This window comes from Candidatus Limnocylindrales bacterium (genome assembly GCA_035626395.1).
Classification (GTDB): domain Bacteria; phylum Desulfobacterota; class Binatia; order UBA1149; family CAITLU01; genus DASPNH01.
Genome location: DASPNR010000011.1, coordinates 68,711 through 83,564 on the forward strand (window position 1 = coordinate 68,711; position 14,854 = coordinate 83,564).

Annotated in this window: 11 protein-coding genes; 5 read left to right on the plus strand and 6 right to left on the minus strand. The window is 68.6% G+C overall.

Annotation, left to right across the window (positions count from 1 at the left end; all coding sequences use genetic code 11):
- Positions 1 to 10: 10 nt before the first annotated feature.
- A complete protein-coding gene (locus VEC57_06205; GenBank protein ID HYB98712.1) occupies positions 11 to 814 on the plus strand; it encodes a nickel-binding protein in 804 nt (267 codons plus the stop codon).
- A gap of 33 nt (positions 815 to 847) precedes the next feature.
- On the opposite strand, the gene VEC57_06210 is transcribed toward VEC57_06205, so the two are convergent.
- The gene (locus tag VEC57_06210) at positions 848 to 3,007 is read right to left on the minus strand and encodes an adenylate/guanylate cyclase domain-containing protein (GenBank protein HYB98713.1); all 2,160 of its coding nucleotides are present in this window, start codon (positions 3,005 to 3,007) and stop codon (positions 848 to 850) included.
- 367 nt (positions 3,008 to 3,374) lie between these two features.
- On the opposite strand from VEC57_06210, the gene VEC57_06215 reads away from it, so the two are divergent.
- Positions 3,375 to 6,761, plus strand: a complete 3,387-nt coding sequence (locus tag VEC57_06215) for an integrin alpha (protein ID HYB98714.1) — start codon at positions 3,375 to 3,377, stop codon at positions 6,759 to 6,761.
- Here the strand turns inward: VEC57_06215 and VEC57_06220 are convergent.
- The 5 genes from VEC57_06220 to VEC57_06240 all read right to left on the minus strand — a co-directional run bounded on the left by VEC57_06220 (position 6,758) and on the right by VEC57_06240 (position 12,052).
- Positions 6,758 to 7,423: a hypothetical protein gene (locus VEC57_06220; GenBank protein ID HYB98715.1), complete on the minus strand. Its 666-nt coding sequence runs from the start codon at positions 7,421 to 7,423 to the stop codon at positions 6,758 to 6,760. The two genes, VEC57_06215 and VEC57_06220, sit on opposite strands and share 4 nt — an antisense overlap.
- Positions 7,410 to 8,309 carry a hypothetical protein gene (locus VEC57_06225; protein ID HYB98716.1) on the minus strand — a complete coding sequence of 300 codons (900 nt, stop codon included), beginning with the start codon at positions 8,307 to 8,309 and terminating at the stop codon, positions 7,410 to 7,412. Before VEC57_06225 ends, VEC57_06220 begins: the two co-directional genes overlap by 14 nt.
- The gene (locus VEC57_06230) at positions 8,306 to 8,869 is read right to left on the minus strand and encodes a hypothetical protein (GenBank protein HYB98717.1); all 564 of its coding nucleotides are present in this window, start codon (positions 8,867 to 8,869) and stop codon (positions 8,306 to 8,308) included. Before VEC57_06230 ends, VEC57_06225 begins: the two co-directional genes overlap by 4 nt.
- A gap of 196 nt (positions 8,870 to 9,065) precedes the next feature.
- Entirely contained in the window at positions 9,066 to 10,337 is a 1,272-nt protein-coding gene (locus VEC57_06235; GenBank protein HYB98718.1) for a pyridoxal phosphate-dependent aminotransferase, read from the minus strand.
- A gap of 44 nt (positions 10,338 to 10,381) precedes the next feature.
- Complete coding sequence (locus tag VEC57_06240) at positions 10,382 to 12,052, minus strand: alpha/beta fold hydrolase (GenBank protein ID HYB98719.1); 1,671 nt, start codon at positions 12,050 to 12,052, stop codon at positions 10,382 to 10,384.
- Positions 12,053 to 12,192: 140 nt separating this feature from the next.
- Here VEC57_06240 and VEC57_06245 point away from each other — a divergent pair, with 140 nt between their 5' ends.
- The 3 genes from VEC57_06245 (at position 12,193) to VEC57_06255 (ending at position 14,796) form a co-directional block, all read left to right on the plus strand.
- Entirely contained in the window at positions 12,193 to 12,693 is a 501-nt protein-coding gene (locus tag VEC57_06245; GenBank protein ID HYB98720.1) for a hypothetical protein, read from the plus strand.
- A gap of 74 nt (positions 12,694 to 12,767) precedes the next feature.
- Positions 12,768 to 14,066 carry a DUF4056 domain-containing protein gene (locus tag VEC57_06250; protein ID HYB98721.1) on the plus strand — a complete coding sequence of 433 codons (1,299 nt, stop codon included), beginning with the start codon at positions 12,768 to 12,770 and terminating at the stop codon, positions 14,064 to 14,066.
- 91 nt (positions 14,067 to 14,157) lie between these two features.
- Positions 14,158 to 14,796, plus strand: a complete 639-nt coding sequence (locus VEC57_06255; protein HYB98722.1) for a UdgX family uracil-DNA binding protein — start codon at positions 14,158 to 14,160, stop codon at positions 14,794 to 14,796.
- Positions 14,797 to 14,854: the final 58 nt, after the last annotated feature.

A 14,854-nucleotide genomic window follows, 5' to 3' on the forward strand; every position in this document is an offset into this window, starting at 1 on the left:
AGCGGTGCCGATGCGCTACTTCATCGACATCCACGAGGTCACCGGCGCCACCCGTGACGCCATTGCCGAGGCGCATCAGAAGGACATGGAGTGCCAGGACAGGTACGGCGTCAACTACGTCAAGTACTGGTTCAACGAGTCGGGTGGCAAGATCTTCTGCCTGTGCACGGCGCCCGACGCCGAGGCCGCCAACGCGGTGCACGCGCACGCGCACGGCCTGCTCGCCGAGCGCATCATCGAGGTGGATCCGGACCTCGTGGACGGGTTCCTTGGGCAGGGTGCCGTCGCCGCGACGGGAGCGGCCACGCTGCCGAAGAGCGACACGTACGATCCGGGGCTACGAACGATCCTGTTCACGGACATCGTCGGCTCGACCGCCATCACCGAGCGGCTCGGCGACCACGCGGCGCTGCAGATCGTCGAGCTTCACGATCGCATCGTCCGCGATGCTCTCGGCGAGCACGGCGGGCGTGAGGTCAAGCACCTCGGCGACGGCATCATGGCCGCTTTCACGGCCGCACCCGCCGCCGTGCGGTCCGCGGCGGCGATCCACGCCGCGCTCGGCGCCGAGCATGCACCGGAGCCCGTTCGCGTCCGTATCGGCCTTGCGTGCGGCGAGCCGGTCGAGCGCAAAGGCGATTTCTTCGGGGCCACGGTGCAGCTCGCGGCCAGGCTGTGCGCGCAGGCGCAGCCCGGGCAGACGCTGGTATCGACGGATGTCTGCACGCACTGCTCGGACTTCGAGTTCTCCGATCTCGGCACCGTTCTGCTCAAGGGGTTCGAGCAGCCGGTGCGGGCTTATGCAGTGATTTGATGCACCCTCTCGCCGCAGCCACCGACGATCCCGTCACTTGCTCTCCATCACCGTCACGCCCTGCCAGTCCGCCGGCGGCGGCGTAGCCAGGAACGCGCGGCAGCGCTCGACGTACATGCTGCTGGGCCTGTCGTCGGGATGGCTGTCGAGCACGCGGCCGAAGGTCGCCATCGCCTCGCGAAAGTTGCGCTGGCGGTAGGCGGCGACGCCCTCGGCGAATACGTCGAGCAGCTCCTGCCAGCGCTCGCGCTCGGCGACGTGCCCGAGCAGCTCGTAGATCGTCACCGCCGCCGAGCGCCCCTTGACCGCGACGATATCGAGCTCGCGCGCGAGGAAATCCTTCCCTGCCGCCGCCAGGGTATCGGCGCTCACCAGCACCTGCACGCCGTAGGTCTTCGTCAGCGATTCCAGGCGCGAGGCGAGATTGACGTTGTCGCCGATGACGGTGTAGCTGAGGTGCTGGGTCGAGCCCATGTTGCCGACCACCATGTCGCCGGTGTGAAGGCCGATGCCGGCCTCGATGCGCGGCCATCCGCGCTCGGCCTGCCAATCCTGCGTGCGCTCCACCAGACGCCGGCACATCGACAGTGCGGCCTCACAGGCCAGCGCCGCATGCGTCGGCTGCGGCAGCGGCGCGCCCCACACCGCCATGATCGCGTCGCCGACGTACTTGTCGAGCGTTCCGGACTGCTCGAAGATCACCTCGGTCATCTCCCCGAGATAGACGTTGAGCAGCTCGACGAGGTCTTCGGGCTCGAGCCGCTCCGAAATGCTGGTGAAGCCGCGGATGTCGGAGAACAGCACCGTCAGCTCGCGACGCTCGCCGCCGAGCCGGATCATCTCGGGGTTCTCGCTCAGCGCGCGCGCGATCTCGGGGTTGAGATACCGGCTGAACGCCTCGCGCGCGCGGCGCCGCTGCCCCTCCTGCACCACGTACTGGTAGACGGCGATGGTCGCGTACACGACGACCACGGCCAGGATCGGGTGAACGATGCCCAGAGGGATGCCGGTCGTGACGAACATCCACTGGCTGCCGACCAGGTAGGCGGCCAGCATCGACAGCGCCGCCAGCGCGCCGCTGACGCCGCGCGCCCAGCGCAGCATGAGGCCGAGCATCACCGCCATGCCGAAGATGGCGCCGACGTCGAGCAGGACCGTCCAGCGCGGCTGACGCAGGAAACTGGCGCGCAGGATGTTGTCGAGCGCCGTGGCCTGGATTTCCACCCCTGGAAAAACGCCGTCCAGTGGCGTGGCGCGGATATCGGCCACGGCGGTTGCCGTGACGCCGACGAGCACCAGCTTGTCTTTGAACCTGGCAGGATCGACGCGGCCCGCCAGGACCTCGGCCGCCGGGATGTGCGGAAACGTCAGCTTGGGCCCGCGATAGTTGAGCAGCAGCTGGCCGTCCTCCGCCACCGGGATGTCCTGCTTGCCGATGCGGATCTCCTCGACGCCGAACGGCGCAATGCGCACCGATGTGACGCGATCGGGCCACAGCACCGACAGCATCGCCACCGGCAGCGGCAGCATGAGCTGGTCGCCATAGCGGATGACCATCGGCACGCGCCGAAAATATCCGTCGCCAGGATCGGGAAACGTGTTGAAGAAGCCGGTGGCGCGCGCGGACTTGTTGATGATGTCGAGATTGGCGACCACGCCGAGCGCCTTCGGAATCTGACGCTCGCCGCTGCCCTGCACCTGCACGCTCTTGTAGGCGCCGAGCGCCGGCTCCGAAGCGCGCGGCACTGCGTGGTCCATTTCGAAAAAGTAGCCGGCAACCACCTTGCCCGACCGCGCCACCGCGGCAGCCAGCTGCGCGTCCTCGCTGCCGACGGTGGCCAGTGCCCTGCGCACCTTCTCGACCGATTCGTCGTCCACATGTCCCCTGAGCGATTCCAAGTCCGGCGGCGCGGTCGCTTCCGACTGCACCACGTCGAAGCCGATGACGCTCGGGCCGGCGCCGTCGATGCGGTCCAGGAGCGTGGCCATCGTGGTGCGTGACCACGGCCAGCGCCCGACGCTCGCAATGCTGGCGTCGTCGACGGCGACGATGACCACCTCCGGCGACGGCTCCTGGCGCCCGCGCTGCATGAGGCGGAAGTCGGTGGCGCGAGTGTCGAGCAGCAGAAGCGGGTCGCAGCCGGCAAAACGAACGATGCCCAGCACCGACCCCAGCAGAAGGGCAATACGCATTGAGCTGAGAGATGGCGCTCGCACGGGGAGGACGAGGTTAAGCAGCCGCGCGGGCTAAGGTCTAGTGCCGGTGCCGGCGCTGCACCTGGCGCTCGAGCGCATTCGCTTCACTGTTGCGATGGAGGCCGGGCCGCAACCGGGCTGTCGGGATCGCGAAGACGCTTCCGGCACCGACGCGCCGGGGTGGCTTCAAACGCCACCGGCCGATAGGTTCGCGCGGCGCGCGGACGCTTTGTCCGATGCCATTGCCGCCGGGGCCCGGGGGAAACCGATGCTGCAGAAACTACGGGGGCAACGCCGCCGGTCACCAATCGCACGCTCTGCCGGCAGCGCGTCCTGGCTGCGCCGCTGCGGCGCTGCGTGGACGATGCTGGTGTGCGCGTCGGCCGCGCCGGCGCTCGCGCAGTACGAGACGATCCACGACTTCTCGAAGATCTCGAGCGAGACGAGCATCTTCCTGATGCTCGCGCAGAACGACCGCTTCGGCGCCTCGATGGCCGGCGTTTCCGACTTCGGGTTCGACGGGTTCGACGACATCGCCGTCGGCGCGCCTGGAGATTCCAGCGTCGAGGCCGGCGCGGGAGCGATCTGGCTCGTGGGCCTGCAGGACGATGCCACCATCAACCTCGCGTTCCGGCTCCAGCTCGATGCCACCAATCTGCAAGTGGGCGGCGGGCTCGGCAGCAGCATCGACGTCTTCGACGGGCTTTCCGGGGCCGGGCCCGGCGGCCCCGACGACATCGCGCTGGTGACGGGAGTGCCCGGCTTCGACGGCTCCCTGACCGATCAGGGCGCCATCACCATCATCCTCGTCAACCGCTTCACGTTCGCGACGACCGAAACCGTGATCACGTTCGGCGTTCCCGGCTTCATGACCAACCCGAGCATGAACGAGAACTTCGGCGCCTCGGTCGCCGTCATCGGCGATCAGGACGGAAACGGATTCGCCGATCTTGCCGTGGGCGCTCCGGGCATCGACACCGGCGGCGTCGATGCCGGTGGCGTCTACATCCTGCTTCTCGGCTCGGGCGGCACCGTCGTCGGCTTCGAGCGAATCGATGCGAGCAACGGGCTGGCAGCGCCGCTGGCCGCCGGCGACCTCAACGGCTCCTCGGTGGCAGGCATCGGAGATGCCAACGGCGACGGCAATCGCGACATCGCGGTGGGTGCGCCCGGCGACAACAACCTCGACGACGACAACGCCGCCGACTCGGGCTCGGTGCGGCTTCTCCTTCTGGGCAGCGACGGCTCGGTGCTGGCAAGCCGCAAGATCACGCCGACGTCCTCCGATTTCGTTGCGGCCGGCGGCACGCTCGCAGCGGGAGACGGATTCGGAGCGGCGCTGGATTTCGGCAACCTGGCTCCGGCCGAGCGGAACCTGATCGTCGGCGCTTCCGGCGACAGCGGCAACCGCGGCGCGATCTGGATCCTGACGCTGGACGGCACCAACGTCGTCGGTGCCGAGCGCGTCGGCTTCGGCACCGCCGACTTCGCCGCCGATCTGGACCCGGCCGAATCCTTCGGCGCGTCGGTGGCGGCGCTTTCCGATCTGGATCAGGACGGCCTGCGCGAGATCGTCGTCGGGCACCCTTTCGACGACGACGGAATGGGAGCCGGCGCCGCGTGGATCCTGTCCTTCGGCCCCTGCGGCAACGGCGTCCTCGAGGCGGCCCAGGACGAGCAGTGCGACGATGGCGCGCGCGAAGCGGGCGACTGCTGCTCGCCCGGCTGCAAGTTCGACGACGTGACGGCGGCATGCACGGACGACTTCAACGTCTGCACCGACGACCACTGCGACGGCGCCGGCACCTGCCTGCACGAGGGCAACAGCAACCCCTGCGAGGACGAAACCACCTGCAACGGCACCGACACGTGCGACCCCGCGACCGGAACGTGCATGCATTCGGCGGACCTGTGCGTGGGCGGCGCCGAGTGCCAGACCTTCTGCAACGTCGACACCAAGAGCTGCGCCAACGTCGTCGGAGACCCCTGCACCGACGACGGCAACCCGTGCACCGCAGACGTATGTGACGGCATGGGCAACTGCAGCCATCCGCCCAACTTCGCCCCTTGCACGGATGACGGCAATCCGTGCACCAACGACATCTGCAACGATGCCGCGGTCTGCGACCACGTCGGCAACTTCGAGCCGTGCAACGACGGCAACCCCTGCACGCTCAACGAGCAGTGCGACGGCGCCGGCGTGTGCGATCCCGACGACAGCATCACCGACGGCATGGCCTGCGAGGACGGCGATGCCTGCACGACCGGCACCACGTGCATGTTCGCGGCGTGCGGCGGCGGCATGGCCGTGGACTGCTCGGGCATGGCCAACGACTGCAACACCGCATCGTGCGACTCCATGGTCGGGTGTCTGCTGACGCCGGTGATGGACACGACGCCCTGCAACGACGGCTCACCCTGCACCCTGGGCGACCAGTGCACCGGCGGCGTCTGCGCCGGTACGGTCAAGGACTGCAGCGGCTTCAGCACGATCTGCGCCGACGGCGTGTGCAACGACGCCACCGGCAACTGCGAGGCGCACCCCATCGGCGAGGGCGAGAACTGCGACGACTCGCTGGCCTGCACCACCGGCGACAAGTGCGTCTCGGGCGTCTGCACCGGCACCCCAGCGGACTGCTCCTCGTTCGGCGATCAGTGCAACAACGGCGTCTGCAACGCCGGCACCGGCATGTGCGAAGCGGTGGCGGTCGAGAACGGAACGGGATGCGACGACGGCTCCCTCTGCACCACCGGCGACGTCTGCACCGGCGGCACGTGCGCCGGCACGCCAATCGACTGCTCGGCGCAGTCCGACGCGTGCAACAACGGAGCGTGCAACCCGGCCACCGGCGGGTGCGAAGCGGTGGCGGTCGAGAACGGGACCGGCTGCGACGACGGCTCGCTCTGCACCATCGGCGACGTCTGCACCGGCGGCGTCTGCGCGGGCACGCCGCTCGACTGCTCGGCAAGCGGTGACCAGTGCAACGACGGCGTCTGCAATCCCGTCACCGGCCAGTGCGAGCCGTTGCCGAAGCCGAACGACACCGGCTGCAACGACGGCCTGCTGTGCACCGTCCCCGATGTCTGCACCGATGGCGTCTGCGGCGGCGCTCCCATGGACTGCTCGGTCTTCAACGACCAGTGCAACGTGGGCGTGTGCAACCCGGGCAACGGCATGTGCATCGCGATGGCCACCAACGACGGGCTGTCGTGCTCGGACGGCGATCCATGCACCGACGGAGACATCTGCGGCGCGGGCGTGTGCACCGGAGCGCCCGTCGACTGCTCCTTTGCCGGCGATGCGTGCAACACCGGTGTCTGCAACCCCGTCGACGGCTCCTGCGGCCAGCAGTCGCTTCCCGACAACGAGCCGTGCGACGACGGCCTCTTCTGCACCGCGCTCGAGAGCTGCCAAAGCGGCCAATGCGTGGGCGAGAACCCGTGCGGCCTGTTCACCCTGTGCAACGACAGCTGCAACGAAGCCACCGACGAGTGCCGCAGCTGCGGTCGTCCGTACAGCGCCGAGCGCTGCGTGGTCAATGCCGTCTTCATCCTGCAGGGCGCGGTAGGGCTCCAGGACTGCAAGGTCTGCTGGTGCGACGTGAACTTCAGCTTCGACGTCACGGCCACCGACGCCATCGCCGTGCTGCGCACGTGCGTCGACCTGCCGCAGCAGCTGTCTTGTCCGACCGGCAATGTCTTGCAGGGGCCCGAGGACGAACGAGCTGCGCTGCAGCCGGATGCCAATTAGGCGGCGCGCCCGAGAAACACCGTGTGGCGCCCGCCCTTGTCGCCACGCGCGCGCAGCGCCACGGTCTCGGCGGCGAAGCCTGCGCGTGCCAACGCCTTCTCGAAACGCGGGCTGTCGAAGGCCGACCACACCGCCAGGACGCCGCCTGGCGCCAGCGCGGCGCGCAGCATGCGCAAGCCGGCCGGCTCGTACAGCCGCGAGTTGCCGGCGACGGTGAAAGCCTCCGGCCCGTTGTCGACATCGAGCAGGATGGCATCGAACCTGACCTCGACGCCGTGCAGGTAGTCGACGAGGTCCATCTGCTCGAGACGCACGCGATGGTCCTCCAGCGGCCGCGCGGCAAGCGGCGCCAGCACGCCGCGGTTCCACTCCACGATGCACGGCAGCAGCTCGACCACCACCACCTCCGCCTGGCGGGGCAGCACGTCGAGCGCCGCGCGCAGCGTGTAGCCCATGCCGAGGCCGGCCACGAGGACGCGCGGTCTGGTGGCGCGCAGCGCCGCAAGGCTGCGCTCGGCCATGATCTGCTCGGAGCCGTGCGCGCGGCTTCCCATCAGCGGCTCGTTGGCCACGCGCACGATGTAGCCGCCGGCCTCGCGGTGCAGCGTCACCGCGCGGCCGTCGCCGGTCGTGCTCGAGCTCACCAGCTCACGCGCTCGCATCGGCCTCCATGCGCCACGCGCGCCGGCGCAGCGGCACGCGCAGCGTCAGCCATCCGGGGTTGAACGTGAAGAAGTGGATCATGAGCATGGCCAGGCTCAGGTCGACGAAATCGGCGAGCATCAGCAGCGCAAGGTGCATGAGCACCATGCCCAGCCACAGCCACGGCCGCAGCGCACGAATCAGCGCCAGCGGCGCATACAGGAGCTCCAGCGCCAGGGCAGCCCAGGTCAGGAAGCCGAGCACGTACTCGTGCAGCCCCTGGAGCACCTCGCGCAACAGCGTGTCGCGGACCAGCGGGCTGTCGAGCATGCGCATCAGCGCGGTGCCGTCCACCCACGACTGGCTCTGCAGCTTGTGGTAGCCGCTGTAGCTGTACGACAGCGCCATGATCGCCCATGCCGACGCCCATAGCGCCGGCGGCATCCGCCAGCGCGGCTGCGGAGGCCATGCCGCCGGCAGCTCGTTGGCGACCGTTCGCACAGGCGGAACCACGATGTGCGCGAGCAGGAGCCATCCGACGAAGGGGATGCCGGGATTGGAAATGAGCGGATTGCGCGCGAGCAGGCTCGCCAAGATGTACCAGAGCAGGAAGGCCGCGGTGCGATCGGCGATGCCGAGCGCGAGCTGCAGCGACAGCAGCGCAGCCACCACGATGGAGACGGTGACGAACAGAGGCCGGTCCGAGAGCGCGTACAGATGCACCGGCAGCTGCAGCGGGCTGTCGCCGCCGTGGGGCAGGACGCCGACATTCGACCACAGCTCCATCGCCCACGGCAGGAGCTGCAGGAAGTGGAGGCACAGGTAGCCGCCAAAGATCATCCGCCAGGCCGAGTACAGGCCGGGCGTCCACTCCATGTGCCGCTCGAGGAAGAGGCCTCGCATCATCTCTTGCACGGCGCGCTCAGCACCAGCGGGAGCGCGGGGTCATGGCGGCTGCCCTCACGCGGCACCAGCCGCACGCGCACCTTGCTTGCACCCTCGGCGATCCCGAACTCCCACAGCAGAACCGCCGGCGGCTCGCACATCGCGTAGTTGGACACCCACGCGAACATGCGGCGCGTACGAGGATCGGAGACCAGCACCGGTCCGTGCGCGAGCGCGGCGCCGAAGACATTGCGGCGGTTGTAGGGTCCTTGAATGCGCTCGTAGACCTCCGGCGTCAGCTCGAGCGACCGCTCGTTTCCGCTGCCGTCCAGCCATTCGATGAAGAAGCGCGTGGAGAACGTCTCGAGCCCGCGCAGCGGCGAGAACACTTTCGGGGCCGGCGAGGCGACGGTTGCCGCGGCCACGGCATGCAGGGAAGGCCGACCCGCAAGATCGGCCGCCATCTGCAGCAGACCCACGACGAGCAGCGCCGCGGTGGCCGTTGCGCGCCAGCGCGAATGGGGATCGGGCGGAACGGCGTGGATGACCTCGCGATCAGGTGTGGGCAGGTTCACCGGCATGAAGATCGAGGCAGAGCAGCATGCCGCGCGGGCGATGCCGGCCCTTGCGATCGATCATCCCATCGACTGGCGTCATGAGAAAGGCGCAACCCGATCGAGGCGGAAGCGACGAGCGGAAACGATCACGGCGCGTGTCGGCTCGCCTCCGGTGCCGCCGGTTCCCGTTGCAGCGGCGCCGCCTGCGCGGCGGCGGCCCTCAGCCGTGCCGCCGCCGGTATCGCTCCAGGAAGCGAGCGATGCGTCCGATAGCCTCGCGCAGATCGTCGCTGTTGGGCAGGAACACGACGCGGAAGTGATCGGTGGCCGGCCAGTTGAAGCCGGTTCCCTGCACCAGCAGGACCTTCTCCTCGAGCAGCAGCTCCAGAATGAACTGCTGGTCGTCCTTGATGGGATACATCTTCGGATCCAGGCGCGGGAACAGGTACAGCGCGGCCTGAGGCTTGACGCAGGTGACGCCGGGGATGGCCGTCAGGAGCTCGTGCGCCAGGTCGCGCTGGCGGCAAAGGCGCCCGCCGGGAGCCACCAGCTCCTCGATGCTCTGATGCCCGCCGAGCGCAGTCTGGATCGCGTACTGCGACGGCACGTTTCCGCAAAGGCGCATCGAGGAGAGGATGTTGAGGCCCTCGATGTAGTCCTGCGCGTGCGACTTCGGTCCCGAGACGATCATCCAGCCGGCGCGATAGCCGCAGGCGCGATAGTTCTTGGACAGCCCGTTGAACGTGATGCACAGGACGTCCTCGGCCAGCGAGGCGATGGAGGTGTGCTGCACGCCGTCGTAGAGCATCTTGTCGTAGATCTCGTCGGCGTAGACGATCAGGCCGTGCTGCCGCGCCAGGCGCACCACCTCGCGCAGGAAGTCGACGGGATAGACGGCGCCCGTCGGGTTGTTCGGATTGATGATGACGATCGCGCGCGTGCGTGGACCGATCTTGGCCTCGATGTCGGCCAGGTCGGGCTGCCAGTCTCGGCTCTCGTCGCACAGGTAATGGCGCGGCACGCCGCCCGACAGGCTGACCGCCGCCGTCCACAGCGGATAGTCGGGCGCCGGGATCAGCACCTCGTCGCCGTTGTTGAGCAGGGCCTGCATGGCCATCACGATCATCTCGGAGACGCCGTTGCCGACGTAGATGTCCTCCATCTGCACTCCGGCGATGTTCTTCTGCTGGCTGTAGTGCATGATCGCCTTGCGCGCGGCGAACAGGCCCTTGGAATCGCAGTAGCCGGAGGCCTCCGGAAGATTGTGGATGACGTCGGAGACGATCTCGTCGGGAGCCTTGAAGCCGAAGGGCGCGGGGTTGCCGATGTTCAGCTTGATGATGCGCTGCCCTTCCTCCTCCATCTGGCGAGCCTTCTCGAGCACCGGCCCGCGGATGTCGTAGCAGACACCGGCGAGCTTGGCGGACTTCAGCACCGGCTGCGGCTCGCTGCCCTGCTGCTCCCTTCGCTCCTTGAGATCGACCACTGCCATGTTCGTGCTCCTGCTTGCGCCGCGCTTCGTACGCAACCCGACGCCTAGCGCTCGTACGCGAGCGTCACGTCGTCGTTCTCGTCGTCGATGCGACCGGTGATGAAACGGTCCGCCGATATACTGCCACGAAATTCCCTCTCGAACATCGCCAGCGTGCCGGCGCTGGCCAGCTCGATCTGGCGGTCCCAGTCCATGTAGGTCGCGGGAGGAGGCGGACAGATCGGCTCGCAGGTCGAGCCGGTCGTGTCGACGCCGGCAGCGGCGCCGCCGAGAAAATCCTCGGGAATGCCGAAGTCGGGGAAGTAGGGGCGCTCGGCGCCCGGCGGCAGCAGCGAGGGGCAGGCCAGCTCCTCGTCGGGATTGGAGCCGCCGCCGAACAGCTCGTTGATGAATGCGGTATGCGTGCCGCCTGCCAGGGTCACCAGGTACTTCTCGGCGTTGGCACGGCCGAAGACGGCAAGATGGTTGCTCGCGTAGCCGGTGATCATGTCCTCGTCGCCGGCCAGGATCATCATCGGCGCGGTGGCGCCGCCGTCGAAGAAGGCCTCCTGGTAGAAGCAGGCGAACGGCGCCAGGCCCACGACCGCGTCGATGCGCGGGTCGCGCAGCGTCGGGTGGTACGTCGCCGCAAAGACGGTTGCGCCGCCCAGGGAATGCCCGATCGCACCGATGCGCGACAGATCGAGCTTGCCTTCGAAGGCGCCGCCCGCCTGCGCGTCGAGCGCCTCCAGCTGCGAGATCAGGTAGCTGACGTCGCCGGCCTGCGCCTCCAGGTCGAGCAGAGTGGCGCCGCCCGGCGTGTTCAGGTTCGAGAGCGGAAAGTCGGGCGACACCACGACGTAGCCGTGACCTGCCAGATGACGGATGAGTTCGGTGGAATCGGTGCGGAAGCCGCCAAGGCCATGCGCACGGATGAGCACCGGGAACGGTCCGCCTTCCGCCACGGGCGCGCCCGTGCTCGTCGAAACCGACGGGTAATAGATGTCGGTGACGAGCGTGCGCTCGGGCAACGATGGAAAGCCATTGTTGGCGGCGGTCGGGCGCGTCGTGTCGACGAACGTCAGCGTCTGCCTGGCCGCGCGGTATCGGCCACGGTTGGCGAAGTCCTCCGTTCCAAGATTGGCCAGATCGGCTTCGATCTCGGCGAACGTCGTATCGATCAGGGTCGCGATCGCTTCGGCGGTGACGACGCCGATGCAGGAGCCGCCCTCCTCGGCCTTGGCCAGCGCCGCGGCAAGCTTGGAGTCGCAGACGGCGGTGTCGCGAGCCACCAGGTCCCTCTTGATGAGCAGGCTCTGCGCCTTGGCGCCGCAGGAGGCGCGGCGGCCGGCCGCCTTCAGCCGTGCCAGCGCGCACGCGAGCGCCTCGCGCGTGCCGGCCCCGGCGGGATCGGTCAGGACTTCCAGCGAGTCGACGAGGGACTGGTTGCGAGCGCCGATGCCGGCCGCATCGCCCGCGGTGCGGCACTGGCTGCCATACTTGTCTTCGACGCCGGCGAAGGCGTCGGCGAGCGCGTCGTCGCAGCGCGTGAAATCGGGCACTTCACCGACCGAGGCGGCCAACGTTTTGACCAGACAGGCAACGTGCTTGCCGGCAGCCTTGTGCTTGCCGTCGAGACAGCGATCCTTGTCGGACAATGCGGCCATCGAGGTGGTGGACAGGCAGAAGGATGCGGCCGCCGTCATCGCGACGGCCCGGAAGGTACGAAAAGTCATGTAGGAGCTCCCCCGCGTAAAGTCGCGAAAGCGAAGGTACACACGCCCGCGGCCGTACGCCAGCGGGGAATCGGGGGCGGGTTTGGACGAAGCGGCGACATGGCCTAGTTTTCGCCGGCCGCTCCGCTCGTGCCGTCGCAATGAAGCCTCCGATCCTGGCGCATCTTCTCCTTTTCGCATCGGCCTGCGCGGCGGCCGCGTGCACTCCCACCCATTCGACCATGCACCCGTATCGCAACGACATCGGTCTGGCGGCGGAACTCGGCGCTCGCGCGAGCGGCCAGTGCCAGCGGCAGCGCGGCAACGCCGGACTGCCACCCCACCCCTTCACTACCGACGGCTGCTCGGCCTCACCCGACGGCAGATGGAAACAGTGCTGCATCGAGCACGACATCGCCTACTGGTGCGGCGGCGATGCGCAGGCGCGCCGGCACGCCGATGAGGTCTTCCGACGATGCGTCGCAGAGAAGACGGGCAACGCCCCTCTTGCCTGCCTGATGTATGGCACGCTGCGACTGAGCGGCGCTCCGTGGCTGCCCTTTCCATGGCGATGGGCTTACGGCTGGGACGGAATCCGCGGTTACGACGCGGCATCCACGCATCCGACTGCGCCGCCCAGGGGCGCCGAGGACGCGCGCTAGATGCCGGTTGCGCAACCCTGCGCAACTCACAGGGCCCTCTCGACAATCGCGCGTCGCTGATAGACTTAGAGACCATGCGCCAAGCGTCTCGATCCTGGCCACACCTTCTCGGACGCCGGCGGCGCCTGCACATTGCTCCTGCGCTCCTGGCGCTGGTGGCACTTGCCGGCTGCGCCCGAATGATGCCGCAGTGGCGGGCGCCGGCCGAGGTCCGAGCGCCGGACGGTGCCGTTGCCGCCGCGCTCGGCGACACCTATCGCCGCGCCACCGCGGCGTTCGATCCCACCTCGATTCCGGAGGTACCCGAGCCGACCAATCTGCGGCCGTGCTGTGCGTTCGGCGCAGACCTCAAGGTCGCCGTCGGTGCGGTCCCCGTGCCGGGCTTTTCGCTCGACAACATCCGCGGGCCCGAAGAGATCGGCCCGCACAAGTTCAACATCGGCCTGTTCGAGACGGCTACCGACGAGGAGCGCGGCGTCATCGAGCGCGAGAACAACGGTCTCGTCTACACGTGCCGCGGCGGCTTCATCGACGTCGCGCACATCCGCGACAACGCCGACATGACCGTCTACCTCTCCAACTCCATCGCGCGCAAGATGGACGCCGGCGGCGACATTCTGCTGTCGGACCAAGGCGGCACGCGCCGCATCCGCCTTCGCGCGATTCCCCGCCAGCGCATTGCCGCGATCGGCCGGCGGCCGCTGTCGCTGGCGATGGCGCAGTGGCTGGCCTACCAGATCTCGGTCTGGCACGAGATCGCCACTTGGTACGGCTACGGCACGATTCCCACCTGGCCCGAGAAGGTCTCCGCTTTTTCGCCCGAGGATCTCTACTCCAACCTGGTGGGCATCAAGCTGGCTGGCGGCATCATCGCGCTGCGCGATACCGGCGACGAGGACGACTACAACCGTGCCATGAACGCGTGGATGGCCATGGCGCTCAAGCGCCTGGAGACGGTCCCGCGGCAGGACGCCCTGCAGGCGATGCGATCCGTGGACGGAATCTGGTGGACGTCGCAGGCACGGCTGCCAGACTTCAAGCTGGTGCTGCGACGCGACTTCAACATCGGTCCTCTGGTGGAGCCCTGGCTGGTCGACCAGGCGTTCGCGCCCGCGCCGGGCCCGGATGTGGGCTGCACCAACGCAGGCCCCGAGCTGATCCTGCGCGTGCCCTCGGGCCTGGAAGGCGTCCGCTTCGAAGACGATGCGACGCTCGAGATCGAGGTCAGCGACGCCGTGGCCGCAGCCGGCTTCCCGTTTCCGCGGCCGAAGAGCCGCGTGGTGACGCCGGCGGATTTCGCCGCCATCGTCGAGCGTATCCGGCGCGAGCACATCGCCGAGCTGGGCCCGCGCTCGGACCAGCCGCAGAGGTAGCATGCGCGTTCGGCAAGCAGCGAGTGACCGCGCCTGCCTCGCCACGCGATGGCGATGCCGCGGCCGCCCGCGCAGCTGAAGAGCGATGGCGGTGCGACGGCAATCGCCGGGCGAAGGTCCCGGCAAGGCTCCCGTGCCGCCGCGGCCCACCCTGTCCTCTCTCAAGAAGGCTGCCGCCACCTGCCGCGCGTGCGACCTGTGGAAGCGCGGCACGCAGACCGTCTTCGGCGAAGGCAGGACGACGGCGCGCGTGATGTTCGTCGGCGAGCAGCCGGGCAACGACGAGGATCTGTCGGGCAAGCCGTTCGTCGGCCCAGCCGGCAAGTTGCTGGATCGCGCGCTCGAGGCCGCCGGCATCGAGCGCGGCGATGCCTACGTCACCAACGTGGTCAAGCACTTCAAGTGGGAGCCGCGCGGCAAGCGCCGCATCCACAAGAAACCGAGCACGACCGAGATGGTCGCGTGCCGGCCGTGGCTGGAAGCCGAGATCGACGTCGTCAAACCCGACCTGCTCGTGGCCCTCGGTGCAACCGCGGCGCAGTCGCTGCTCGGCAAGGCGTTCCGAGTCACCGAGCAGCGCGGCAAGGTGCTGGAGTCGGACTACGGCGTTCCGATCCTGGCCACGGTGCATCCGTCGTCGCTGCTGCGCGCGCCGGACGACGAAACGCGGCGGCGCGAGACCGACAGGTTCATCGCGGACCTGAAGGTTGCCCGGAAGCTCCTGAAATGAACGGCCGCGGGTCGCCCCCTCCGCATTCGGACGCCCGATCACGCGCTGCTGCGCGACA